Annotated in this window: 20 protein-coding genes and 3 tRNA genes; 9 read left to right on the top strand and 14 right to left on the bottom strand. The window is 70.8% G+C overall.

The features are described from left to right. The first annotated feature begins 166 nt into the window (after positions 1–166). The 5 genes from ACH5AC_RS11465 (at position 167) to ACH5AC_RS11485 (ending at position 7091) form a co-directional block, all read left to right on the top strand. Entirely contained in the window at positions 167–985 is an 819-nt protein-coding gene (locus ACH5AC_RS11465) for a sirohydrochlorin chelatase (RefSeq protein ID WP_398861494.1), read from the top strand. Positions 986–1104: 119 nt separating this feature from the next. After that, positions 1105–2382, top strand: a complete 1278-nt coding sequence (locus ACH5AC_RS11470; protein WP_398861495.1) for a deoxyguanosinetriphosphate triphosphohydrolase — start codon at positions 1105–1107, stop codon at positions 2380–2382. A 117-nt stretch (positions 2383–2499) separates the two neighbouring features. After that, positions 2500–3765 (top strand): NAD(P)/FAD-dependent oxidoreductase, encoded by a 1266-nt coding sequence (locus ACH5AC_RS11475; protein ID WP_398861496.1) that lies wholly within the window; start codon positions 2500–2502, stop codon positions 3763–3765. 29 nt (positions 3766–3794) lie between these two features. After that, positions 3795–5696, top strand: coding sequence for a DNA primase (gene dnaG / locus ACH5AC_RS11480; protein ID WP_398861497.1), 1902 nt, complete (start codon positions 3795–3797; stop codon positions 5694–5696). Between the two features lie 93 nt (positions 5697–5789). Beyond that, the gene (locus tag ACH5AC_RS11485; RefSeq protein WP_398861498.1) at positions 5790–7091 is read left to right on the top strand and encodes an RNA polymerase sigma factor; all 1302 of its coding nucleotides are present in this window, start codon (positions 5790–5792) and stop codon (positions 7089–7091) included. Between the two features lie 74 nt (positions 7092–7165). Here ACH5AC_RS11485 and ACH5AC_RS11490 read toward each other — a convergent pair whose 3' ends face one another. The 4 genes from ACH5AC_RS11490 to ACH5AC_RS11505 all read right to left on the bottom strand — a co-directional run bounded on the left by ACH5AC_RS11490 (position 7166) and on the right by ACH5AC_RS11505 (position 12820). Further along, on the bottom strand, positions 7166–9097 hold the full coding sequence (locus ACH5AC_RS11490; protein ID WP_398861499.1) for an ABC transporter ATP-binding protein: 1932 nt from the start codon (positions 9095–9097) through the stop codon (positions 7166–7168). Next, complete coding sequence (locus tag ACH5AC_RS11495) at positions 9097–10830, bottom strand: ABC transporter ATP-binding protein (RefSeq protein ID WP_398861500.1); 1734 nt, start codon at positions 10828–10830, stop codon at positions 9097–9099. Before ACH5AC_RS11495 ends, ACH5AC_RS11490 begins: the two co-directional genes overlap by 1 nt. A gap of 145 nt (positions 10831–10975) precedes the next feature. Further along, the gene (locus ACH5AC_RS11500; protein ID WP_398861501.1) at positions 10976–12430 is read right to left on the bottom strand and encodes an FGGY-family carbohydrate kinase; all 1455 of its coding nucleotides are present in this window, start codon (positions 12428–12430) and stop codon (positions 10976–10978) included. An 84-nt stretch (positions 12431–12514) separates the two neighbouring features. Beyond that, positions 12515–12820, bottom strand: coding sequence for a YtxH domain-containing protein (locus ACH5AC_RS11505; protein WP_398861502.1), 306 nt, complete (start codon positions 12818–12820; stop codon positions 12515–12517). A gap of 134 nt (positions 12821–12954) precedes the next feature. On the opposite strand from ACH5AC_RS11505, the gene ACH5AC_RS11510 reads away from it, so the two are divergent. From ACH5AC_RS11510 to ACH5AC_RS11520, 3 genes are all read left to right on the top strand, one after another. After that, a tRNA-Asn gene (locus ACH5AC_RS11510) sits at positions 12955–13027 on the top strand. 5 nt (positions 13028–13032) lie between these two features. Then, positions 13033–13105, top strand: a tRNA-Asn gene (locus ACH5AC_RS11515). Positions 13106–13284: 179 nt separating this feature from the next. Further along, positions 13285–13361 (top strand) — tRNA-Ile (locus ACH5AC_RS11520). A gap of 460 nt (positions 13362–13821) precedes the next feature. On the opposite strand, the gene ACH5AC_RS11525 is transcribed toward ACH5AC_RS11520, so the two are convergent. Together ACH5AC_RS11525 and ACH5AC_RS11530 are read right to left on the bottom strand one after the other, a co-directional pair. Further along, on the bottom strand, positions 13822–14283 hold the full coding sequence (locus ACH5AC_RS11525; protein WP_398861503.1) for a hypothetical protein: 462 nt from the start codon (positions 14281–14283) through the stop codon (positions 13822–13824). Beyond that, a complete protein-coding gene (locus ACH5AC_RS11530; RefSeq protein WP_398861504.1) occupies positions 14280–14483 on the bottom strand; it encodes a hypothetical protein in 204 nt (67 codons plus the stop codon). The genes ACH5AC_RS11525 and ACH5AC_RS11530 overlap by 4 nt, the downstream gene beginning before the upstream one ends. Before the next feature lie 172 nt (positions 14484–14655). Between ACH5AC_RS11530 and ACH5AC_RS11535 the strand changes: the two genes are divergently transcribed. Next, complete coding sequence (locus ACH5AC_RS11535; RefSeq protein WP_398861505.1) at positions 14656–15939, top strand: twin-arginine translocation signal domain-containing protein; 1284 nt, start codon at positions 14656–14658, stop codon at positions 15937–15939. A 1-nt stretch (position 15940) separates the two neighbouring features. Here the strand turns inward: ACH5AC_RS11535 and cutA are convergent, their stop codons facing one another. From cutA to ACH5AC_RS11575, 8 genes are all read right to left on the bottom strand, one after another. Beyond that, complete coding sequence (gene cutA, locus ACH5AC_RS11540; RefSeq protein ID WP_398861506.1) at positions 15941–16267, bottom strand: divalent-cation tolerance protein CutA; 327 nt, start codon at positions 16265–16267, stop codon at positions 15941–15943. 72 nt (positions 16268–16339) lie between these two features. Beyond that, a complete protein-coding gene (locus ACH5AC_RS11545; RefSeq protein ID WP_398861507.1) occupies positions 16340–16600 on the bottom strand; it encodes a hypothetical protein in 261 nt (86 codons plus the stop codon). Beyond that, a complete protein-coding gene (locus ACH5AC_RS11550) occupies positions 16600–16857 on the bottom strand; it encodes a hypothetical protein (RefSeq protein ID WP_398861508.1) in 258 nt (85 codons plus the stop codon). Before ACH5AC_RS11550 ends, ACH5AC_RS11545 begins: the two co-directional genes overlap by 1 nt. A gap of 3 nt (positions 16858–16860) precedes the next feature. Continuing rightward, the gene (locus tag ACH5AC_RS11555) at positions 16861–17778 is read right to left on the bottom strand and encodes an N-acetylmuramoyl-L-alanine amidase (protein WP_398861509.1); all 918 of its coding nucleotides are present in this window, start codon (positions 17776–17778) and stop codon (positions 16861–16863) included. Positions 17779–17853: 75 nt separating this feature from the next. After that, positions 17854–18378 carry a hypothetical protein gene (locus ACH5AC_RS11560; RefSeq protein WP_398861510.1) on the bottom strand — a complete coding sequence of 175 codons (525 nt, stop codon included), beginning with the start codon at positions 18376–18378 and terminating at the stop codon, positions 17854–17856. A 13-nt stretch (positions 18379–18391) separates the two neighbouring features. Then, on the bottom strand, positions 18392–21577 hold the full coding sequence (locus tag ACH5AC_RS11565) for a hypothetical protein (protein ID WP_398861511.1): 3186 nt from the start codon (positions 21575–21577) through the stop codon (positions 18392–18394). Continuing rightward, positions 21577–23463 (bottom strand): phage tail tape measure protein, encoded by a 1887-nt coding sequence (locus ACH5AC_RS11570; protein ID WP_398861512.1) that lies wholly within the window; start codon positions 23461–23463, stop codon positions 21577–21579. The genes ACH5AC_RS11565 and ACH5AC_RS11570 overlap by 1 nt, the downstream gene beginning before the upstream one ends. Then, entirely contained in the window at positions 23447–23776 is a 330-nt protein-coding gene (locus ACH5AC_RS11575; RefSeq protein WP_398861513.1) for a hypothetical protein, read from the bottom strand. The genes ACH5AC_RS11570 and ACH5AC_RS11575 overlap by 17 nt, the downstream gene beginning before the upstream one ends. Between the last annotated feature and the right edge of the window lie 33 nt (positions 23777–23809).

The following is a 23809-nucleotide window of genomic DNA, read 5'->3' on the forward strand; positions in this document are numbered from 1 at the left end:
TCGTGACGGTTCCGCACAGGGAGGACGCCCCGGGAGATGATCCGGTTCAGGCGAGTGGCGTGGCTCACCCGACCTCACACCGTCCCGAGCCGGGCCGTGAAGCGCTGGAAAACACCCGTCACGGTCAGGCAATCGGGGTGCAACCTCGCACCGCCAGGATCCTTCCATGACGGCGTCGCACATCATGAACCAGATCACCCACCAGCTCGCCGGCCAACTCGGCCTCGTCCAGCTGGACGGCCGTCGGCGCCCGGCCCCGCCCGCCCTCGTCCTCGTCGGCCACGGCAGCCGTGACCCCCGCGCCCTGCACACCGTCCGTGCCCTGCTGGACCGCGTCCGCGCGCTGCGCCCCGGCCTGCCGGTCCACCTCGGCCACATCGAGCTCAACGAGCCCCTGCTGACCGGCACCCTCGCCGACCTCGACGCCCGCGGCACCACCGACGCGGTGCTGGTCCCGCTGCTGCTGGGCCGCGGCTACCACGTGAAGCGGGACATCCCCGAGATGGCGGCCACGGCCCGGGTACGCACGCGCGTGGCGGCCCCCCTCGGCCCGCACCCCCTCCTGGTCGACACCCTCCACACCCGCCTGGTCGAGGCCGGCTGGCACACCCCCGCGACCGACGCCGAGCGCGGCGAAACCGCCGTGGTCCTGGCGGCGGCCGGCTCCCGCGACCCGGACAACGCGGCCGACACCCGCCGCACGGCCCAGCTCCTGTCCGACCGGCTGGGCGGCATCCCGGTCCTCCCGGCCTATGCCTCGGCGGCGACCCCGACGGTCCCCGAGGCCCTGCGCGCCCTGGCGGCAAGGGGCCGCCGCAGGGTGGCGGTGGCGTCGTACTTCACGGCCCCGGGCCGCTTCGCGACGCAGTGCGCGGAGCAGGCGCCGTGGATCGCGTCGGAGCCGTTGGGAGCCAACGAGTCGATGGCCAACCTGGTCCTCCACAGGTACGACCAAGCGTTGTCGGTGGGCGCGAGGGCGGCGTAGCCAGGGGCGCGGGGCTGTCTCGGATGCGGCTCCGCCGCGTGGGCGCGACCAGCCACACACGGCCGGAACTCGCGATCAAACAGTACGCACCACCCCAGTAGGCGCCGTACCGTCAACCCATGGGCACCCCGTACGACGACACCGCCACCGAACGATTCGCCCCCGAGCCCGAGAAGCGCCCCGGCCGCACCGCCTTCCAACGCGACCGCGCCCGCATCCTCCACTCCGCCGCCCTGAGAAGACTCGCCGGCAAGACACAGGTCGTCACGCCAGGCCAGCCCAGCGCCCACCGGACCCGTCTCACCCACTCCCTGGAATGCGCCCAGGTAGGCCGAGAGCTGGGCGCGGCCCTCGGCTGTGACCCCGACCTGGTGGAGGCCGCCTGCCTCTCCCACGACCTCGGCCACCCTCCCTTCGGCCACAACGGCGAGCAGGCCCTCAACGACTTCGCCCAGGACTGTGGCGGCTTCGAGGGCAACGCCCAGTCGCTGAGGCTCCTCACCCGCATCGAACCCAAGCGCTTCACCCCGGAGGGCTCCGTCGGCCTCAACCTCACCCGCGCCACCCTGGACGCCGCGATGAAGTACCCCTGGCCGAGGGGCGCCCACCCCACCACCCCGGCGTCCCCCAAGTTCGGCGTCTACGAGGACGACCGCCCCGTCTTCGACTGGGTCAGAAAAGAGGCCCCCGGCACCCGCACCTGCTTCGAGGCCCAGGTCATGGACTGGTCCGACGACGTCGCGTACTCGGTGCACGACGTGGAGGACGGCCTGCACGCCGGCCACATCGACCCCAACTGCCTGCACGCCGAGCCGGAACGCCAGGAGGTCTTCGTGGTCGCCGTCGGCCGCTACGTCCCCGCCGGCACCGACCCCGCCGAACTCGCCGCCGCCCTCGACCGCCTCCAGGACGAGCCGTGGTGGCCGCACGGCTACGACGGCACGGCGGCCGCCCAGGCCCGCCTGAAGGACGCCACCAGCCAGCTCATCGGCCGCTTCTGCCTGGCCGCCGAGGGCGCCACCCGCGAGCGATGGGGGCACCGCCCAGGCCGTTCAGGCACTGGGGGAGGCAGCGGGCGGCTCACCCGGTACACGGCCGAGCTGGTGGTGCCGTACGAGACCCGCCTGGAGTGCGCGGTCCTCAAGGCGGTCGCCGACCTGTACGTCATGCAGCGCGCCGAACAGGAGCGGCTGCGCGCGGACCAGCGCGTGGTGATCAGCGAGCTGGCCGAGGCGCTCACCGCCCGCGCGCCCGACGGTCTCGATCCGCAGTTCCGCGCGCTGTTCGACCGGGCGCCCGACGACCGGGCCCGCAAGCGGGTGATCGTCGACCAGATCGCCTCCCTCACCGACGCGTCGGCGCGCTCGCTGCACGCGAGACTGACCGGACGACACTGACGGGCACGACTGACCCGTAGGTGACACTCCGTGGCCTGATCGGGCCACTCCCTCTTCCCCCATCACGCTGCGTGCGGGACGCTCGCATGTGGCGGCACGCTCACGAGGAGGCATCAAGTGGTCGACGCGGATCAGACATTCGTCATCGTCGGAGGCGGCCTGGCCGGCGCCAAGGCGGCCGAGACGCTCCGGGCGGAGGGCTTCACCGGCCGCGTGATACTGATCGGCGACGAACGCGACCACCCGTACGAGCGCCCGCCGCTCTCCAAGGGCTATCTGCTCGGCAAGGAGTCCCGCGAGAGCGTCTTCGTGCACGAGCCCGCCTGGTACGCGCAGCACGACATCGAGCTGCACCTGGGCCAGACGGTCGACGCGATCGACCGTACGGCCAGGACCGTCCGCTTCGGCGACGACGGCACCCTCGTCCAGTACGACAAGCTGCTCCTCGTCACGGGTGCCGAGCCCCGCCGCCTCGACATCCCCGGCACGGACCTGGCGGGCGTGCACCATCTGCGCCGCCTGGCGCACGCCGAGCGCCTCAAGGGCGTCCTGGCCGCCCTCGGCCGGGACAACGGCCACCTGATGATCGCCGGCGCCGGCTGGATCGGACTGGAGGTCGCGGCTGCGGCCCGCGAGTACGGCGCGGAGGTCACCGTCGTCGAGCCGGAGCCGACCCCGCTGCACGGTGTCCTCGGCCCCGAGCTGGGCGAGCTCTTCGCCGAGCTGCACCGCGACCACGGCGTCCGCTTCCACTTCGGGGTCCGGCTCACCGAGATCGTCGGCCAGGACGGCATGGTCCTCGCCGCCCGCACCGACGACGGCGAGGAGCACCCGGCGCACGACGTCCTCGCCGCGATCGGAGCAGCGCCGCGGATCGCTCTCGCGGAGGCGGCGGGGCTGGAGATCGCCGGCCGGGAGCACGGCGGGGGCGTCCTCGTCGACGAGCGGCTGCGCACCTCCGACCCCGACATCTACGCGGCCGGTGACGCGGCGTCGTTCCCGCATGGCCTGTTCCACACCCGGCTGCGCGTCGAGCACTGGGCGAACGCGCTGAACGGCGGCCCGGCGGCCGCCCGCTCGATGCTCGGCAAGGACCTGACCTACGACCGGGTGCCGTACTTCTTCTCCGACCAGTACGACCTCGGGATGGAGTACAGCGGGTGGGCGCCGCCCGGATCGTACGACCAGGTGGTGATCCGCGGGGACGCGGGGAAGCGGGAGTTCATCGCGTTCTGGGTGAAGGAGGGCAGGGTGCTCGCCGGGATGAACGTGAACGTGTGGGACGTCACAGAGCCGATCCAGAAGCTGATCCGCTCCCGGGCCCAGGTGAACACCGAGGCGCTGGCCGACCCGCACGTACCGCTGGAAAGCCTCACATCCTGAGTCTCAGCGCGCCCCCGTAGAATCACCACGTGGCAGGACGGATCAACGACGAGGACGTGAAGGCGGTACGGGACGCGGTCCCGATCGACGCCGTCGTGTCCGAGTACCTCCAGCTGCGGGGCGCGGGCGGCGGCAACCTCAAGGGCCTCTGCCCCTTCCACGACGAGAAGTCGCCCTCCTTCCAGGTCAGCCCGAGCAAGGGGCTCTTCCACTGCTTCGGCTGCCAGGAGGGCGGCGACACCATCACGTTCGTGATGAAGATCGACCACCTCACCTTCTCCGAGGCGGTCGAGCGGCTCGCCGCCCAGGCCGGCATCACCCTGCGGTACGAGGAGGGCGGGTACAACCCCGCCCACCAGCGCGGCGAGCGGATCCGGCTGGTCGAGGCCCACAAGATCGCCGCCGAGTTCTACGCCGAGCAGCTCGCCACCAGCCCCGAGGCCGACACCGGCCGGATCTTCCTCGCCGAGCGCGGCTTCGACCAGGCCGCCGCCGTGCACTTCGGCGTCGGCTACAGCCCCCAGGGCTGGGACCACCTCACCCGCTACCTGCGCGGCAAGGGCTTCACCGACAAGGAACTGCTCCTCTCCGGGCTGGCCCAGGAGGGCCGCCGAGGCCCCATCGACCGCTTCCGGGGACGGCTCATGTGGCCCATCCGCGACATCGGCGGCGACGTCGTCGGCTTCGGCGCCCGCAAGCTGTACGAGGCGGACAACGGCCCCAAGTACCTGAACACCCCCGACACCGCGATCTACAAGAAGTCGCACGTCCTCTACGGCATCGACCTCGCGAAGAAGGACATCGCCAAGGCGTCCCGCGCGGTCGTCGTCGAGGGCTACACCGACGTCATGGCCTGCCACCTCGCGGGCGTCACCACCGCCATCGCGACCTGCGGCACCGCCTTCGGCGGCGACCACATCAAGATCCTGCGCCGGCTGCTGATGGACAATGGCTCGGCCCGCGTGATCTTCACCTTCGACGGTGACGCGGCCGGCCAGAAGGCGGCCCTGCGCGCCTTCGAGGACGACCAGAAGTTCGCCGCCGAGACCTACATCGCCATCGCCCCCGACGGCATGGACCCCTGCGAGCTGCGCCTCGCCAAGGGCGACGAGGCGGTCGCCGACCTGGTCGAACCCCGCACCCCGCTCTTCGAGTTCGCCCTGCGCCAGATCGTCGTCCGCTACGACCTCGACACCCCGGCCGGACGCGCGGCGGCCCTGGACGAGGCCGCGCCCATCGTCGCCCGCATCAAGAACAGCGGCGCCCAGCACGAGGTCGCCGTCCAGCTCGCCGGCATGCTCGGCATCCTCGACACCCAGTTCGTGGTCAAGCGGGTCGCCCAGCTGGCCCGTTGGGCCCGCGAGCGCGGCGGCCGCGGCCCCCAGCCTCCCCAGACACCCCAGCAGCAGTGGGCCGCCCCTGCCCGCACCGCCCCCTCCGGCCCGGCCCTGACCCTGCGCAACCCCGTCTACGCCACCGAACGCGAACTGCTCAAACTCGCCCTGCAACGCCCCGAGCTGGTCTCCCCGGCGTTCGACGCGTACGGCGTCGACGAGTTCACCGCCCCGCCCTACGCCGCCGTACGCCAGGCGATCATGGACGCGGGCGGCGCCGAGTACGGCGTCAAGGACTCGCAGGAGTACCTGGTCCGCGTCCGTGAGTCGGCCCTGGACGACACAGCCCGCGCGATGGTCACGGAGCTGGCGGTCGAGGCGATCATGCGCAGGACCGTCGACGAGAACTACGCCGGCGAACAGCTCGTCACAGTCCGCCGCCGCGCGGTGCAGCGCCGCATCAATGAGATTCAGATCACCGTCAAGCGCTTGGAAGCAGGCGGCGACCCGGCCCAGCTGGCTGCTGCGAAGAACGAGTTGTGGGTTCTGCAGCAGTACGACCAGGCCCTGAAGGCGCACGGCGCCGCCGCGCTCTGAGTGTTCGGTTGAACGTTCGGTCACGGGCCGGACTCAAAAAGTCATCGCACGCCCCTCGTGGCGGCGATGTGTCGTACCCCACACTGGGTTGCGGTGCCTGAGTCCTCGGAGCGCGGCCGAACCGTCCCCCACGGGTCCCAGATCCCCGCGGGCGCGCTCAACGCGTACGGGACGGACAGCGGCGAGGCCGTCGACTCCGCCCCCGAAGTACCGCTGCCGCCCGCCTCGGCAGCGATCATCCTGGAGGTCGCCCCCGTGCAGACCCAGACCCTCACCCAGACCGAGAGCAGTACCAGCGGCGCTGACAGCACCGACCAGGACGCCGAGACGGACGTCCTGGTCGCGGTGCCCGCGCAGGGCCGCGCAGCGCACCACCCGGAAGCCGAACCGGAGGGCCCGCCGCCCGAGGCGCTGGAAGAGGCCCCCGAGGTCGCCGAGCCCGCTGAGCCCCCCGAGCCGGTCCGCACCCGTACCGAGACCGGCGGCCCCTCCGCCGACCTGTTCCGCCAGTACCTGCGTGAGATCGGCCGTATCCCGCTGCTGACCGCCGCCGAGGAGGTCGAACTGGCCCGCCGGGTCGAGGCCGGGCTGTTCGCCGAGGAGAAACTCCGCCTCACCCCCGACCTGGACAGTGAGCTTGCCGTCGACCTGGACCGGCTGGTCGTGATGGGCCGGATGGCCAAGCGGCGGCTCATCGAGGCCAACCTGCGGCTCGTCGTCTCTGTCGCGAAGCGGTACGTCGGGCGCGGGCTGACCATGCTCGACCTCGTCCAGGAGGGCAACCTGGGCCTCATCCGCGCCGTCGAGAAGTTCGACTACGCCCGCGGCTACAAGTTCTCCACGTACGCCACCTGGTGGATCCGCCAGGCCATGTCCCGCGCGCTCGCCGACCAGGCCCGCACCATCCGCGTCCCGGTCCATGTCGTCGAACTCATCAACCGGGTCGTCCGCGTCCAGCGCCGCATGCTCCAGGAACGCGGCTACGAACCGACCCCCGACGAGGTCGCCGCCCACCTCGAACTGCCGCCCGAGCGGGTCAGCGAGGTGCTCAGGCTCGCCCAGGAACCGGTCTCCCTGCACGCGCCGGTGGGCGAGGAGGACGACGTCGCCCTCGGCGACCTCATCGAGGACGGCGACGCGGCCAGCCCCGTCGAGTCGGCCGCGTTCCTCCTCCTGCGCGAACACCTGGAGGCCGTCCTCTCCACCCTCGGCGAACGCGAACGCAAGGTCGTCCAACTCCGCTACGGCCTCGCCGACGGCCGCCCCCGCACCCTGGAGGAGATCGGCCGCCTCTTCGGCGTGACCCGCGAACGCATACGCCAAATAGAGTCCAAGACCCTGAGCAAACTGAGGGACCACGCCTTCGCCGACCAACTACGGGGCTACCTCGATTGAGTCGTCTGCGGGCCGGTGGGGGCTGGTCGCGCAGTTCCCCGCGCCCCTAGGCGGGTTGCACCTAGGGGCACAGTTCAGTCCACCTCGGCCACCGCCTCCGCGAACTGCGCCCGGTACAGCCGCGCATAGGCACCACCGGCCGCCAGCAGCGTCAGATGCGTGCCCTGCTCGACGATCGACCCGTTCTCCATCACAAGAATCGTGTCCGCGTCCCGGATCGTCGACAGCCGGTGCGCGATCACGAACGACGTCCGCCCGTGCGCCAGCTTCGCCATCGCCTTCTGGATCAACACCTCGGTACGCGTGTCGACCGACGACGTCGCCTCGTCCAGCACCAGGATCACCGGGTCGGACAGGAACGCCCGGGCGATCGTGATGAGCTGCTTTTCACCCGCGCTGACCCCCGCCCCCTCGTCGTCGATCACCGTGTCGTACCCGTCGGGCAGCGTACGGATGAACCGGTCCGCGTGGGCCGCCCGCGCCGCCTCCTCGATCTCTCCCCGGGTTACCTCCCGCGAGGCGCCGTACGCGATGTTCTCCGCGATGGTCCCGCCGAACAGCCAGGTGTCCTGCAGCACCATGCCGATCCCGGCGCGCAGTTCGTCCCGGGACATGGTCGCGATGTCCACCCCGTCGAGGGTGATGCGCCCGGACGAGACGTCGTAGAACCGCATCAGCAGATTGACGAGCGTCGTCTTGCCGGCACCCGTCGGCCCGACGATCGCGACCGTGTGGCCCGGCTCGACCGTCAGCGACAGGTCCTCGATCAGCGGCTTCTCGGGGTCGTACCGGAAGGAAACCCCCTCCAGCGCCACCCGCCCGCGCAGTTCCTTTGGCCGTACGCCCGGCACCGGATCCGCCTGCTGCTCCTCCGCGTCCAGCAGCTCGAAGATCCGCTCGGCGGAGGCCACGCCGGACTGCACCAGGTTCGCCATGGACGCGACCTGCGTCAGCGGCATGGAGAACTGGCGTGAGTACTGGATGAACGCCTGCACGTCACCGATCGACAGCGAGCCCGAGGCGACCCGCAGCCCGCCGACGACCGCGACGAGCACGTAGTTGAGGTTCGACACGAACATCATCAGCGGCTGCATGATGCCGCTGTTGAACTGCGCCTTGAACCCGGCCTCGTACAGCGCCGAGTTCTGCTCGGCGAACTGCTTCGCCGACTCCTCCTGACGCCCGAACACCTTCACCAGGGTGTGCCCGGTGTACATCTCCTCGATGTGCGCGTTCAGCGTGCCCGTCGACCGCCACTGCTGCACGAAGTGCGGCTGCGACCGCTTGCCGACGCGGGTGGCGACGACGAACGACAGCGGCACGGTCACCAGCGCTACCAGCGCCAGGATCCAGGAGACGTAGAACATCATCGCCAGCACGCCGATGATCGTCAGCAGCGAGTTGATGAGCTGGCCCATCGACTGCTGCAGCGTCTGCCCGATGTTGTCGATGTCGTTCGTCGCCCGGGACAGGACCTCACCGCGCTGCCGTTTGTCGAAGTACGACAGCGGCAGCCGCGACAGCTTCGTCTGCACGTCCTCACGCATCCGGAACATCGTGCGGTTGACGGCCCGGTTCACCAGCCGCGTCGCCACGGCCATCAGCAGACCCGCGACGACGAACACGCCCAGTGCGAGCAGCAGCACCCGGCCGACGGCCGCGAAGTCGATGCCCTGGCCGGGGGTGAAGTCGGTGCTGCGCAGCATGTCGGCGACCTCGCCGTCGCCGCGCTCCCGCATCGCGTCGAGGGCCTGCTGCTTGGTGCCGCCCTCCTCCATCTGCCGCCCGACGATGCCCGCGAAGACCAGGTCGGTGGCCCGGCCGAGGATCTTCGGCCCTACGACGTTCAGGCCGACGCTGACGACCACGCACAGCAGCAGCGTGTACAGGGTGACCCGCTCCGGCCGGAACCGGGCCATCAGCCGCCGGACCGACACCTTGAAGTCCAGCGAACGGCTGTCGGGACCGCCGCCCTGGCCCATCATCCGTGCCATCGGCCCGGCCATCAGGCAGCCTCCGCTTCCGTCAGCTGGGAGAGCACGATCTCCCGGTAGGTCTCGTTGTCCGCCATCAGCTCGCGGTGGGTGCCGGTGCCGACGACGCGGCCCTCGTCGAGGACGACGATCCGGTCGGCGTCCCGGATGGTCGCCACCCGCTGCGCGACGATCACCACGGTCGCCTCGGCGGTCTCCCGGCCGAGCGCCGCGCGCAGTGCCGCGTCGGTGGCGTAGTCGAGGGCGGAGAAGGAGTCGTCGAACAGGTAGATCTCCGGGCGCTGCACGAGCGTACGGGCGATGGCGAGCCGCTGGCGCTGGCCGCCGGAGACGTTGGTGCCGCCCTGCGCGATCGGCGCGTTCAGCCCGCCCTCCAGCTGCTGGACGAAGTCCTTGGCCTGCGCCACCTCCAGCGCGTGCCACAGCTCCTCGTCGGTGGCGTCCGGGTTGCCGTAGCGCAGGTTGGTCGCGACCGTCCCCGCGAACAGATACGGCTTCTGCGGCACCAGGCTCACGGCCTTCGCGAGCACCTTCGGGTCGATCTCCGCGACCGCGACCCCGTCGACGAGGACCTCCCCGTCGGTCGCGTCGAACAGCCGGGGGACCAGACCGAGCAGGGTCGACTTGCCGCTGCCCGTCGAGCCGATGACCGCGGTGGTCTCGCCGGGGCGGGCGACCAGATCGATGGCCTTGAGGACGGGCTCCTCGGCACCCGGATAGCGGAAGCCCGCGCCCCGGATCTCCAGATGGCCGTGCCGGCGCAGCTCGGTGACAGGCGCCGACGGCGGGACCACGCTCGACGAGGTGTCCAGGACCTCCTGGATGCGCTCGGCGCACACCTCCGCGCGCGGCACCATCATGAACATGAAGGTGGCCATCATCACGGCCATCACGATCTGCATCAGATAGGCGAGGAACGCCGTCAGGCCGCCGATCTGCATCCCGCCGCTGTCGATGCGGTGCGCGCCGAACCACACCACCGCGATCGACGACAGGTTCACCGTGGTCATGACGACCGGGAACATCAGCGCCAGCAGGTTGCCGGTGCCCAGCGACACCTCGGTGAGGTCGGCGTTGGCCTTGCGGAAGCGCTGCTGCTCGTACTCGTCGCGGACGAAGGCGCGGATGACGCGGTTGCCGGTGATCTGCTCGCGCAGCACCCGGTTCACCGTGTCCAGCCGCTCCTGCATGGCCCGGAACAGCGGCCGCAGCCGCCGTACGATCAGCGTCACGCAGATGCCCAGCACGGGCACCACGGCGACCAGCACCCCGGACAGCGGCACGTCCAGGCCCAGGGCCATGACGATGCCGCCCACGCACATGATGGGCGCCGACGCCATCAGGGTGAACGCCATCAGGGCCAGCATCTGGATCTGCTGGACGTCGTTCGTCGTACGGGTGATGAGCGAGGGCGCGCCGAACTGGCCGACCTCCCGCGCGGAGAAGGACTGCACCCGGTCGAAGACGGCGGCCCGCACGTCCCGGCCGAGCGCGGCCGCGGTGCGCGCGCCGTAGTACACGGCGCCGATGTTGCACACGACCTGCGCCAGCGAGATCCCGATCATCAGGCCGCCGTACGCGAGGATGTAGCCGGTGTCGCCGTTGACGACGCCGTTGTCGATGATGTCCGCGTTCAGTGTGGGCAGGTAGAGGGTGGCGCAGGTCTGCAGGAACTGCAGGAGGAGGAGCAGGGCGATGGGTTTCCTGTAGGGCCTGAGGTAGGCCCTAAGAAGTCGTATGAGCACACTGGTCTCTCGGAGTCGACGGCGGGGGCGGTTGGTTGCCCTTGGCCCCTATCGTCGAACACTCCACCGGCGTTACCTCAACCGATTAAGCCAACAGGCGGGGTCCTGGGCCGGCACGGAGGGGTCCCCGGCCGGCACGGAGGGCTCAGCGGAAGGCCCCCGGGTGGGTCTGCTCGCGCACCGACACGTACTGCTGGCGCACCGCCTGCCCCACCGCCAGCTCCTCGCCCGGGTCCAGGACCTGCGCGGCCGCGCCCTGCCAGGCCGGCGGGGTACGCGGGTCCAGCGTGCCCTGTGTCACACCGAGCGCCCAGGCGGCCTGCCGGGCGGCGCCGATCGCCGCGTAGTCGGCGGGCTGCGGTACGACGACCTGCGCGCCGAACAGCGCGGGCGCGGCGGACTGCACCGCGGGCAGTTCGGCGGCGGCGCCCAGCAGGAACACCCGCCGCACCTCCACACCCCGCCCCCGCAGCACGTCCAGCGCGTCGGCGAGCCCGCACAGCATGCCCTCGAAGGCGGCCCGCGCCAGATGCTCCGGCTTCATCGACTCGCGCCGCAGCCCCGCCAGCGTCCCGGCGGTGTGCGGCAGCTGCGGTGTCCGCTCGCCCTCCAGATAGGGGAGCAGCACCAGCCCGTGGGAGCCCGGCGTGGACTTCATGGCCAGCTCGGACAACGTCTCCAGGTCGGGCAGCCCGAGCAGTTCGGCGGTGCCGCGCAGGGTCCGTACGGCGTTGAGGGTGGTGACGACGGGCAGGTGCATGCCGGTCGCGTCGGCGAGCGAGGTGATCATCCCGGTGCTGTCGACCAGCGCCTCCGGATGCACGGCCATCACGGAACCCGAGGCGCCCAGCGACACCACCGCGTCCCCGTGCCCGATGCCCAGGCCCAGCGCGGCGGCCATGGTCTCGCCGGTGCCCGCCGAGATCAGCAGCCCCTCCGGCGTCGTACCCGCCGCGTCGGACGGGCCGATCACCTCGGGCAGCATCGCCTGGTGGCCCAGCGCCAGCTCGACCAGATCGGGCCGGTAGCCGCCGGTCGCCGCCGACCAGTACCCGGTGCCGGACGCCCCGCCGCGATCCGTGGTCCGCCGCACCGGCCGCCCCAGCAGCTGCCACACCAGCCAGTCGTGGGCCTGCAGCAGCACGGCCGTACGGGCGGCGGCCTCGGGCTCGGTCCTCGCCAGCCAGCGCAGCTTGGTCACCGGCTGCGCGGCCTGCGGCACACACCCCACGGCCTGCGCCCATGCCTCCCGCCCGCCGAGCGCGTCGACCAGATCGGCGGCCGCGACCTGCGCCCGCTTGTCCCCGCCGACCATCGCGGGCCGTACGGTGCCGCCCTGGGCGTCCAGCGGCACGACCGCGTTCTGCTGCGCGGACACGCCGATCGCCTGCACGCCCTCCAGCAGGCCACCCCCCGCGGCCTCGCCGAGGGACAGCAGCCACGCCTGCGGATCCACGTCGGAGGGACGGCCGCCGGAACCCTCCGGGCCTTCGACCGGATGGGGGGCATACCCCTGCCTGAGCACGGCCCCCGTGTCCGTGTCGCAGACGACGATACGAGTGAAATCGGGCGAACTGTCCAACCCGGCGACTATCCCCATACGGAAAATTCTGCCGTACCACGAGAGGTGGGCGTGCAGAGTCGAACGGCCCTGTGCGCTCGGGGTGCGAAGAGGTAGGGGCGGCTAGGTGTTGCTGGTGCCCCAGTCGTCCTCACCGCCGTTGTGCGCGGAGCGCTCGCGCAGTGTCCGCACGCGCTGGGCCACCGAGTCCGGCATCCGGTCGCCGACCCGGTCGCTCACCGCGTGGTACGCCCTGCCCGCGAACTGGCGGCCCTGCTGGGCGGCCGTCTCCGCGGTGTTGCGCACGGCGGGGTTCTGCGCGATCTGCTGGGCTGACTTCTTCAGCTGCTCGTAGCGCTCGCGTCCGGCCCTCGTGCCCAGCACGTAACCCAGGGCGAGACCGACGACGAACGTGAGCCGGTAGCGCATGACGGCCACCCTTCCCTTGCGTCCGGGGACACCGATTGGCAAAGCACCCCCCCGCTTGCGCTAATGTATGTGTCGCAGCGAGCGCGCGCCCCCTGGCGAATACCCAGGTAGGTGCGTTCGATGCAACGAGGCATTCCTCCGTAGCTCAATTGGCAGAGCAGCCGGCTGTTAACCGGCAGGTTACTGGTTCGAGTCCAGTCGGGGGAGCTCGGTCCTCCGTAGCTCAATTGGCAGAGCAGCCGGCTGTTAACCGGCAGGTTACTGGTTCGAGTCCAGTCGGGGGAGCATGGTGAACGAGGACCCCGCCGGGGTCCTTTTTCATGTCGCACCCGCTGTCCCGGGAACCGCGCAGGTCACGGCGGAGTCCTTCAGGACATGCGAAGTCGACCATACGAAGCAGGAGATCGTATGAGCGGCTATGCTGCGGCAGACGGCGCGCACACGTGTACGCGACACGCCGCTATGGGGCGGTAGCTCAGCCGGTTAGAGCAGCGGACTCATAATCCGTCGGCCGTGGGTTCGAGTCCCACCCGCCCCACCACTCGCTACGCGGGCAGAATCGATCTGACCAGCAGCACAGCATTGGCCCCTTCCTGACGGAGGGGCCTTCGTCGTCTCTGAAGATCGTTAGCTGGCCCGCTGCTGGCCCGAAAGGTAAACGATCAAGTCGTTGAGAGCCGGGTCGGGGGGCTGGAGACGCGGCACGGCCCGGATCTGCCTCAGGATCCGGGCCGTGCTTCGAGTAGCCGCGCCGCAGCCAGCAGCGTGGATATGGGATGCGGCCAGCCTACGGGTGGCCACTGACATGGAGCGGCCCCGGTCGGCGACGGGGGAGCGCCGGCCGGGGCCGCAGGGTCCCGCCCGCCGCGTCTTGCGGGACACGACGGGCGGGCGTCCATGGGGTGCCACGGGGGTGCGTCAGGATTCGGTCCGCGCCAGCACCAGGGCGAGGACCGGGCCAGTCACGGCTGCCACATACAAGGACAGACCGACAACGGCTTTCACGGCCACCTGCGCGGCGGTCGCTCGCACGGCTCCCGGTGCGTGTACACCGTGGGCGGGAAGCCGGTGCCGGACTCGGGGACGTACTCGTCGTACTCCTGGCCGGGCTCGATCCGCTGGCCGCAGCGCTCGCAGTGGACCCAGTGGCGTGTGCTCAGCCGGTACAGCAGGCGGCCCGTGTCGCACAGGTGCCCCGACTGGCCACCGCAAGTCGACGTGCAGGCCATGGCGTGGCTGAGGACCCCCGGCCACGCGCGGACGCCGACGCAGGGCCGGCAGGCGCGCGGGAACCACCGGTCAGGCGGCGCCTGCTCGCCGAGGTCGATGGCCGACTCGGCGTTCAACTCGTGGTTGCACCACACGCACGCGGCGCCGCGCTGCTGCTCATCGTCCAGCGTCTCCCGCGCGGGCAGGCCCAGCACCGCGAGGACCTCCGGCGTGATCTCCATGGTGATGCTCACCGGGTCACCCCCGCACGGTGGCGCGGGCAGGCGCACGGCGGGTACTGGGTGTTCATCAGCTCAGGGAAGGCGTCGGCCTCGCACGGCACGGTGCGCGTGCCCCGGTCGGTGGTGACCGTGCCGTACCGGTCCACGGTGTAGACGCGGATGGTCATGCCGGAGCCCGGTGTGCGCGCGGGCGGTGGCGCGGTAGCTTTCATGGTGTTGGCGCTCCTTCGCAGCGTCGGCCACGCCCCGGGAGCCCTCAACTCGCCGGGGTTTGAACGCTTCCAGCTTGCGAGCGACCAAGACTTCTGACTTCCCGCCGAGGGGTACCCATCATGGGTACCCTCACGTCAGACCACGCCATCACCACGCGCGACGGGGCACCTCATGACCGGTCACGAACCGCCAACCGCGCTATCCCGCGAGTTCCTTGAGCGCCCCGAGGTACGAGCCGCGCTCGCCAGCCATGACTTCGGCACGGTGTTCCACCTCGCCCGCGCCGAGGAGGGCATCAGCTACTCGATGATCGCGGCCGAGTGCGGTATCAAGCCGGAGCGCGTGGGGACGCTGGCCAAGGGCCACGGCAAGGTGACGTCGTTCGAGAAGATCGTTCGCGTCGCCGACGCGCTACGGGTGCCCGGCCACATGGTGGGGCTTGCCCCGCGGCCGTGGGAGACACCCCGCGAACCCGCCGCGCCGCCGCGCCGCGATTTCCTCAAGACCTCTGCGGCGGCGAGTCTCGCCGTCGGCCTCCCAGAGATAGCCCGTCCCACGGAGGGCGGCCGGGTCGACAGGGATCTCCCCGAGAAGCTGCGGCAGCGCACGGCCCGGCTGCGGCGCCTCGATGATGTCCTCGGTGGCGGCGACACCTACCGCACCTATCTCGGCGAGTACCAGGCCACAAGGTCGCTGCTGCGCCACCGCTCCTACACGGAGGAGACGGGCCGCGCCCTGCTGTCGGTGCTCGCCGAGCAGGCGCAGCAGGCCGGTTGGGCGGCATTCGACGGCGGCCGGCACGCCGAGGCCCGTGGCCTGTACAAGGCGAGCCACGCGGCGGCGGTGGACGCGGGGGATGCCGCACTCGCCGGGAACGCACTCGCCTTCCTGGCGTACCAGGGGCTGCGGGGCGACCGGCAGGGCGCCGTGCAGACCGCTGCCCGGTCGTGCGCCACCGCCGGGCCCGATGCCGCGCCAGGAGTGCGTGCGCTGCTGTACGAGCGGCTCGCGTGGGCGCGCGCAGTAGCGGGTCATGCCGACGAGACCGAGCGCGCCTTGGAGGCCGCCCAGGGCGCGCTCGCGGAGGTCGACGACACACCACAACCGGACTGGGCGGCGTGGGTCGACGAGACCGAGCTGCAGATCATGACGGGACGCTGCTGGACCGAATTGCGCCGCCCGCTCCGAGCCGTGCCTGTTCTCGAGAACGCTCTCGCCCACTTCGACGACTCGCACGCACGGGACAAGGCCCTGTACCTGGCGTGGCTCGCCGACTCGTATCTGACCGCCGGGGAGGTCGAGCAGGCGGCCACGGTCACGGGCCGCGTACTCGACCTGTCGTCAGGAGTGGCGTCGGTGCGGCCACGGGAACGCCTGGCGCCCGTTCTCCAGCGGCTCGGAGAGCACCAGGCGCTGCCCGCCGTCGCCGACGTCCTGGAGCGGGCCCGCAGCTGAGCTACTTGGCGGGGGCGGTGCTCGCGGCGATCCAGTTGAGGCAGCCCGTCGCCCCGGCCTCGATCGGGACGGCTGCGATCTCGGGGTTCTGCCACGGGTGGTGCTCCACCAGGTGGGCCTCCAGTTCTGGGTACCGGGCTCGGGTCGTCTTCAGCAGAAGCTGCCATTCCTCACCGGTCCCGAACTCGCCGTCATGCCAGAAGGCGGAGATCACCGGGCCGATGATCTGTGCACCGGCAGCGAGCTTGTCCTGCACGATCGACCGGGCCAACTCGACCGCCTGGTCGCGGGTTTCCGTTGCTGTGGATACCTGCACGAAGTCAGTCATGCGGGCGAGCCTATCCACCCCGGACATGACGAAAGGCCCCCTCCCGCCCGAAGGCGAGAGGGGGCTGAGTGGTCAGCGGGCGAAGAGGGCGACGGCGCCCGTGGCGGCGCCGGCCACACCGGCGAGGACGCCGATCGTGGGCAGCGGCCAGCGCGCGCGTTCGAGGGTGCGGATCCTGATCTCGTGGTCGTGGACGTCCGCGCGGATGTCCTTCGCCTCGTCGAGAAAGCTGTCGACCTTGTTCTCGATGCGGCCGACCGTCTGAGCCAGGTCCCTCACCTCCTGGTACATCTGGGCGGTGCTGATGTACACGCCCGGGTCGGGCGTGGCCATCACACGCCTCTGGCGAGCGACGCCGAGTTGGTGACGTCCCTCCAGCGGGCGACCAGTCCCTTGGCGAGGGCGAGGACGGCGCCGATGCCGCCCACAGCGGCGGCGTGCCACATGCTGGCGTCGAGGGGCTGGGTGACGATGATGCCGCCGATGAACGCCTGCAGGAACGTGGCGAGGACGCGTTCGAGGAGGTCGCGGCCGTAGGTGGCGGCGGTCTTCACGACGGTCTCGCCGCTGGGCAGGTTGAGGTTGGCCATGGGTCAGTCCTTCACATCGAAGCCGTGCCGCTGCCCGAGCCGGGCCAGCGACGTCTTGCCGGGGATGCCGTCCGCGTCTCGGCCCGCGTAGCCGAGGCGCCGCTGCCAGGCCGCGTAGGCGGACACCGTGGCGCTGCCGAAGTGGCCGTCGGAGTAGCGGCGCACGAGGAGGCCCTCGTCGACGAGGGCGGCCTCGACGGTCCGGACCCCGCTGTAGGTGACCGGCGTCCCGGCGGCCGCCGGGTTCGAGCGGGCCGCGTTTCGCAGCTGCGACAGGTCGACGACCGGCCGCCGCGGCGCCGGGCGAGGAGCCGCCGGCACCTTGCTGCCGAGGCGGGCCGCGATCCGTGCCTCGACGTCCGACCAGTTCATTCCCGGGCCGCGCGGGTCGACCTTGCCGGGCTGCCAGTCCAGGTGACGGATCACGCTGCGCGCCGTCCATCCGTGGTGACGGCAGATCGCCGCCGCCGCCCGGACGATCCCCTCCACCTGCGCCTCGGGCCACGGGTCCTTGTCGTCGCCGAGGTTGACGCACTCGAAGCCGTAGAAGTGCCGGTTGCCGTCCACGGTGGCCTCGTCGTCGGCCGGCACGGCACGCTCGGCGACGACGGCCTGGAGCACGTCCGGATCCCCGAGACCGGCGTGGTTGGCGCGGCCGTAGCCCACCAGGTGCACGGTGCCGTCCTTCGGGATGACACCGTGACACAGCGGGCCGGGCAGGCTGGCGTACCCGTCGCGGCACATGGCCACGCTGTGGGCCGTGCCGGAACTGACGGTGTGGTGGATCATCACCCCGTTGACCGGGCCCCAGGGGCCCTTGTGGTTGCGGTTGTGGGTGCGCCAGCCGGTGTGCTCGACGACGCGGACGCCCTCGGCGCGCAGCGCGGCGACCAGGCGGTCGGCGGTCAGTGGATCGGCCATGGGCCCTCCTCAGGGCGTGAAAAAGCCCCGGGCCGGAGATGGCGCGGGGCTGCGGGGATGGGGCAAGGGGGCCGGTTACGTGGAGGGTCCGGCGTAGGTGATGGAGATGTACGGGCTGTAGGAGCCGGTGAAGGTTGCCAGGTTGCCGCCTGAGTTCTGCGCGGCGATCAGCTCCACGTAGCCACCGACGCCGAGCTGCACAGGGATGGTCCTGGCCTCAGCCGTCAGGGCGGACGCCGTGATGGCGCTATTGGGGGTCGGGCGCCCCCGGCCGCCGGAGATCGCGGACCCGCCGACGTACCAGACGCATTCGCGGATCTGCCCGGCGGTGCTGCCCGCGAAGGAGACGCCGCCGGACAGCTCCCACCAGCCGGCCCGGGGCGCGGTCCAGCGCGTCGGCTGGCCGCCGTTCCAGCCGCCCAGCAGATCAAGGTCGATGTCCTGCCACTGGATGGCGTTCGCGGCGGTGTCTCCACCGCTGGTGATGTTCTGTGCCGAGGTCGACTGGCGGGCACGGAAGACCATGCGGCCGATGAGGTCGGCGTCGTTCATGGAGTCGTCGGTGATCCGCTGGAGCGGGAACCACAGATCGGTGGACATCGTGTCTGTCTCCTTACGCGCTGACGTGGTCCGGCTGGGCCAGGGACACCCTGGTCCCGGCGTCGTGCGCCTTGACCACGCCGTTGGCTGACCGCACCACGGTGAAGGTCTGCGGTGACGTGGTTCCGGTGATGGCCGTGACGGTCATGATCTCCCCGCCGATGCTCACGTCGACGGGGAAGTCAGCCGCGGACGTGGCCGAGTCGATGCACGGTGTGCCGGCGGATGTGACGCTGAACGAGGTGTCCGTAGCCGTGATGGCGCTGGTGAGCGTCAGCCCGTCACTGTCGATGCGCGCCTCGGTCGGCGCGTCGGCGGGGGTGGTGAAGCGGACGTCGTCGATGTAGACGGCGTCCTCCCCGGAGGCCGCGCTGTTGTCCTTGGCGTAGGTGAAGGCGACCGAGGATGCGCCGGCGACGTCGACGACGAACGGCGTCCAGCCGGTCTCCCCCTGCGCGCGCAGCACCTGGGTGCCGTCCACGGTGACGGTGAGCCGGTCTCCCTCGAAGCCCGGGCCCGGCTCTTCGGATGAGGTGCGGTACCAGAACGCCAGGAGCGTCGCCCCCGTCGGCACCGTCACTGTGGCGACCGAGGTCTGGTTGTTGGTGATCGCCCCGGACCGCAGCGACCAGCTGCCGGTGTGCGCCTGGGCGTTCGTGCGCAGCCAGGGCAGTGCACCGCTGTCGGTGATGGTGATGTTGAGGCTGGTGTCCTCGAAGTCCTCGAACACCACCTCGGGCGAGGGGGAGACGATACCGGCGTTCCAGATGCTTCCGGGGACGCAGATGAAGGTCCGCTTCCACGCCGTGGCGCTCACCGTGTCCTTGATGCCGACCACGATGAGGTCGACGTCGCCGGCGCCGTAGTCGTCGGGGATGCTGCCCAGGCGGATCAGGTCGCCGAGGTCGACCGCGTACAGCGTGTCGATCATCGCGAAGACGCGCTCGTTGGCGAGGTCGACGGTGATCTGCGGGAACCGCATCTCATCCACCGTGGCCTGTTGCACCCGCCAGTGCGCGTGGGCGGGCAGGTCGTCGTCGGCGAGCAGCGACAGGTTCACCCCGGTGTTCGTCCGGCCGATCGCAGCCACCGAGTTGGTGCCGGTCTCCTTGGCGTAGGTGGCCTCGCTCCCGCCGATCCGTTTCGCCGTGACCTCGTTGAACGACGCCCGAGTGTCGTCCTTCACCGTGATCGCGTCGATGAGCCCCGCACTGTGGTCCAGGGTCACCACCGGCGCCTGTGCCCACATCGTGGAAGCACCGCGGTAGGCGAGCGCGGGGGTGGCCCGGTCCTCGCCGAGGATGCCGCCCTCGACGGTCTCGACCTGGCGCAACAGGTCGAACAGCTTCGCCGACCGCTGGATACCCATGGACGGTTCGCTGCTGGTGTCGATGGCGGCCGTGCCGGTGATGCCCTCCTCGTCGCACAGCCGGTTGAAGCGCGCCCGCGCGCCTTCGCCGTTCCAGCCCAGAGCGGAGCTGGCGATGCCGGTGAAAGCGCCCAGGCTGTTGGACAGGGTGGCGTGCCCCACGACGACGTCTTGCAGGCCGCCGCCGCGGCCGATGGTGACGCCCGTAACCCGGCCGACAGTCCGCCCGGCGATCGTGCCGGCGAGGGCCTGGCTGCCCAGCGAGTCGAAGATGGTCCTGACGCCGGTGTAGTTGACGACCGACACTTCCCAGTCGATGTCCGCGCCGTCCTGCGTCAGGTCCAGCACGATCGCGCACGTGAACCCGGTCGCGTTGAAGTTGATCAGGCTGTTGGCCAGCGACCCGCCATCGGCGTCGAACACGCGCAGCCTCAGGTCACCATCGGTCTGCAGCAGGGCATCCCACGTCCTGGCCGTGCCCGTCGTGCTCAGCCGGTACAGCGACGTCTCCGCCGAGACCCCGCCGGCGGGGATCACCGCGAAGACACGGAACGCGGTCTGCCCGGTCACCGAGTAGCTCGCCACGGTCGCGGTGAAGGTGCCGTCCTTCATGACGGGCAGCGGGGCCGAGCCCAGCCACGTGCTGTCGCTGGCGAACGTCGGCGTGCCGGTGACCGTCATGGCCGCCTGCCCGATCCCGGAGGCGACGCTCTCCGCGTCCGTGCCGTCCTCGCACGGCCAGTACGCGACCACCGAGGTGCGGGCCGGATCAGTGACCGCCCGGTGCAGCGGCGACCTGAGCGGCTTGTCGCCCTGGTTCAGGCGCTGCGAGATTCCCGCAGGCGCGATCGTCACCCGCCCGCCGGCGCCCGCCTTGTTCCGCTCCGGCTCCCACGACGAGATCTCCCCGTACATCAGCGGATACCGGTTCGTCAGCTCACTGTTGCCGTTCAGCGTCCACACCAGGCCGCGGGAGTCGGTGAACGACGACGCGCCCGGGCTCGCGGCCGAGGTGTCCAGGTCGGCGATGAGCCCGCCCGAGTCGTGCAGCTGGCAGCGGTACAGGTTGCCGTTGAGGCAGGGCACGGTGACGACCGAGTCGGACCCGCCGACCCGCACGTCCTCCACCGGGTTGAACACCGAGGTGGTGCCGGCGTCGGTGACGGTCGGCTCGCCGAGGAGCCGCCAGTCCTCGCCCGCGGCGTCGGCTCGCTTCGCCGTGTAGAAGGACACCGTGTACCCGCCGGCGCCGTTGTCGACGTCCAGGACGGCGCGCAGCGCCATGCGACGGCCGGGCATGGCGGGCAGGGGGACGGTGCTGACGACCAGGGACGCGGCTGTGCCGTCCGTGGACCACACCAGTGCGGGGAACGAGTCCGCCGCCACCGCGAGCAGCCAGGAGCGGTTCCCGGCCGTCCCGTAGCGATTGGCGAGGCTGGCGGGGAGGTTCACCGGGTCGTCCATCGTGAACTCGACGCGCACGTCCAGGTCGCCGGTGATGTCCAGGGCCGTGCTGGACGGGGTGGACAGGTAGGCGTCCGGGTCATCAGCCCCGGACATGACCACCCACGGGGAGCCCTCGGCGACGCCGTACCGGCAGGGCGTGTTCAGCCCGATCAGCTCATACAGCGGCGAATTCGGGTTGCGTCGCGAGTACCGGGCGCCGGTGTTGATCAGCTTCATGGAGCCCTGGTTCGGGCCCGCGCTGCTGCGCTCTCCGCTGCGGCCCCGGGAGGCCGTCATGGGCGCGTTCACGTCGACCCCGGTCAGGTCCTGCCAGGCGCCGTCGACGAGGATCTGACCCCACATGGTGGGCGGCAGGGAAGGCATCAGGCGGTCCCGTTCAGGTTGGTGACGTCTCCGTCGAAGTCGATCCGGATGCGGTTCTTGAGCCAGTCCATGAAGGGCTCTCCGCTGTCCTCGAAGGTGATCCGGGCTCCTAGCGGCTGGATCTTCGCTGTCGACGGCGCCATGGCCGGCTGGTTGAGCATCTGGTCCAGGCGCGACAGCGGCAGGATCGCTTCCTTCTCCCGGCCCTCACCGACCATCGCCAGCGTCGGCCCGGTCGCGATGCCGCCGGCCGCGAGGTAGGGGATGTCCGGGGTGTTCAGCGTCACCGACGGGATGGACACGCCCATGACCGACCCGCCGCCGATCGTGAAGCTGAGCCGGTTCCACGCGTAGATGATCGCGTTCACCGCGCTCTTGAAGCCGGACACGATCCCGTTCCACATGCCGGAGGCCGCGCTGCTGATCCGGCCGGGCAGCCCCGAGACGAACTTCACGATCGAGTCCCAGTAGTTGACGATCACACCGACGGCGATCCCGATCGGACCCGTCAAGATGCCGAGGACGAGCGGCCAGTTGTTCTTGACCCAGTCCCACACCTTCTTGATCGCACCCCAGATCACATCCCACGCCGCGGTCACGAAATCCCGGAACGCCTCGTTCTTCTTCCACAGGACGACCACCGCGGCGACCAGGCCGACGATCGCCAAGATGATCAGCCCGATGGGGTTGGCGAGCAGCGCGCTGTTGAGGACCCACTGGGCGGCCGCCGCGACAGCGAGAGCGGCGGCCAGGGCGAGGACCACGGGGATGAGGACCTGGACCAGGCCGGGGTGGTCCTTCATGAAGTTGGACACGACCTGCAGGACGGGCAGCAGCGCTGTACCGATGGTGGTGGACAGGGTACGCATGACGCTGTCCCACTGCTGCGCGGGCGAGTTCTCCATCGCCTGCGCCATCTCCGCGGCCTTCCCGGCGACACCTTCGAGCTTGTTGGCGGCGAAGCCGCCAGCCTCACCGAATGCCTTCAGCGATGCCTGGGCGTCCTCACCCGGGCCGCCCATCAGCGCGGCCGCCAGCCTCGTCCGGTCGGTCTGGTCCTCCACCTCGGCCAGCGCCTTGGTGATCTCATCGAACGCCTTGGTGCCCTGCCCCTTGTTCACCATGGCTTGGATCTTGCCGACGTCCAGGCCGAGCTCCTCCAGCGGCTCCTTGACCGCGTCGGTCTCGGAGATCCGCAGCGTGAACTCCTTCACCGCGTCACCGAGCTTGTCGATCTCGAACAGCGGGTTCTCCGCCGCGGCGGCGAGCGCGCCCATCATCTCCGGGCCCGTCGCGCCCAGCTGGGCGAAGAACTCGCTGTACTCCTTGGTGACGGCCGGAAGTTCCTCACGCATCGCCTTGGGCATCTGCTGCGCGGCCGCGGCCATGAGATCAAATGCCTCGGTGCCGTCCTTGGCCAGCCCGGCCTTGATCAGGTTGCCTGCGCCGACGGCGGCCTCACCGACGTCGAACTGCAGCGACTTCCCCAGGGCGAGGGCCTCCTTGGTGAGCTGGGTCATCTCGGCGTCGGAGATGGACCCGAACTCGTGCATCGACGAGGCGACCGAGTCGAGGGCCTCGCCGACATCACCCATCGACTCGCCGAACCCGGCGGAGAACACGTCACCGGCGATGCTGCCGGCGCGGGCTGCTTCCTCGTCGGTGAGGCCGAGCTGGTTCTGCAGCTGGGTGGTCACCGAGGAGATGTCCATCGCGGACTCAAGGCCCATGACGAACGCGGCTCCGAGACCGGCGGCCGCGACCCCGCCGGCCACGGTCAGTCCGTTCAGCCGGTCCTCGATGCCCCGGCCGCCGCGGTCGATCTCGTCCTCGGCGTCCGTCATGTCGACGCCGAGGCGGACCAGGAGCTCATCGAGGACCGACATGGGTCACCTCCCTGCGTGTGCGCCGGATCCGCCCGGCCCGCTGCTCGTGCTCGTCGTCGGCCGCGTCGTAGGCGGCCTGGATGTCCTTGACGGTGGCGAGGATCTCCCGCCCGGTGCGGGGTGGGCGTGCCGAGCGGGACCACACCATGACGTGGTCCCGCAGGCGGGGGCGCCGGCCGCGCTTCATGTGCGGGGCGGCGATGTCCATGCCGAGCCGCGCGGCGACGACGTCGAGGCGGGCCGGGGTGATGGGCCCGTAGAGGTTCTGGTACGCGACCAGGTGGATGAGGTCCTCGTCGGTGAACTGCGCCATCACCTCGGCCGGGGCCTTCTGGTAGGCGACGGA

Source organism: Streptomyces sp. NPDC018693 (genome assembly GCF_044391385.1).
Lineage (GTDB): Bacteria > Actinomycetota > Actinomycetes > Streptomycetales > Streptomycetaceae > Streptomyces.

What these genes read in the sequence shown, in the direction of transcription:
- ACH5AC_RS11490 (WP_398861499.1), bottom strand. Translation starts at nt 9,097, where the DNA reads ATGGCCGGGCCGATGGCACGGATGATGGGCCAGGGCGGCGGTCCCGAC.
- ACH5AC_RS11550 (WP_398861508.1), bottom strand. Translation starts at nt 16,857, where the DNA reads ATGGCCAACCTCAACCTGCCCAGCGGCGAGACCGTCGTGAAGACCGCC.
- cutA (WP_398861506.1), bottom strand. Translation starts at nt 16,267, where the DNA reads ATGACTGACTTCGTGCAGGTATCCACAGCAACGGAAACCCGCGACCAG.
- ACH5AC_RS11575 (WP_398861513.1), bottom strand. Translation starts at nt 23,776, where the DNA reads ATGGCGCAGTTCACCGACGAGGACCTCATCCACCTGGTCGCGTACCAG.
- ACH5AC_RS11470 (WP_398861495.1), top strand. Translation starts at nt 1,105, where the DNA reads ATGGGCACCCCGTACGACGACACCGCCACCGAACGATTCGCCCCCGAG.
- ACH5AC_RS11560 (WP_398861510.1), bottom strand. Translation starts at nt 18,378, where the DNA reads ATGTCCACCGATCTGTGGTTCCCGCTCCAGCGGATCACCGACGACTCC.
- ACH5AC_RS11570 (WP_398861512.1), bottom strand. Translation starts at nt 23,463, where the DNA reads ATGTCGGTCCTCGATGAGCTCCTGGTCCGCCTCGGCGTCGACATGACG.
- ACH5AC_RS11500 (WP_398861501.1), bottom strand. Translation starts at nt 12,430, where the DNA reads ATGGGGATAGTCGCCGGGTTGGACAGTTCGCCCGATTTCACTCGTATC.
- ACH5AC_RS11465 (WP_398861494.1), top strand. Translation starts at nt 167, where the DNA reads ATGACGGCGTCGCACATCATGAACCAGATCACCCACCAGCTCGCCGGC.
- ACH5AC_RS11530 (WP_398861504.1), bottom strand. Translation starts at nt 14,483, where the DNA reads ATGAAAGCTACCGCGCCACCGCCCGCGCGCACACCGGGCTCCGGCATG.
- ACH5AC_RS11545 (WP_398861507.1), bottom strand. Translation starts at nt 16,600, where the DNA reads ATGGCCACGCCCGACCCGGGCGTGTACATCAGCACCGCCCAGATGTAC.
- ACH5AC_RS11505 (WP_398861502.1), bottom strand. Translation starts at nt 12,820, where the DNA reads ATGCGCTACCGGCTCACGTTCGTCGTCGGTCTCGCCCTGGGTTACGTG.
- ACH5AC_RS11565 (WP_398861511.1), bottom strand. Translation starts at nt 21,577, where the DNA reads ATGCCTTCCCTGCCGCCCACCATGTGGGGTCAGATCCTCGTCGACGGC.
- ACH5AC_RS11535 (WP_398861505.1), top strand. Translation starts at nt 14,656, where the DNA reads ATGACCGGTCACGAACCGCCAACCGCGCTATCCCGCGAGTTCCTTGAG.
- ACH5AC_RS11555 (WP_398861509.1), bottom strand. Translation starts at nt 17,778, where the DNA reads ATGGCCGATCCACTGACCGCCGACCGCCTGGTCGCCGCGCTGCGCGCC.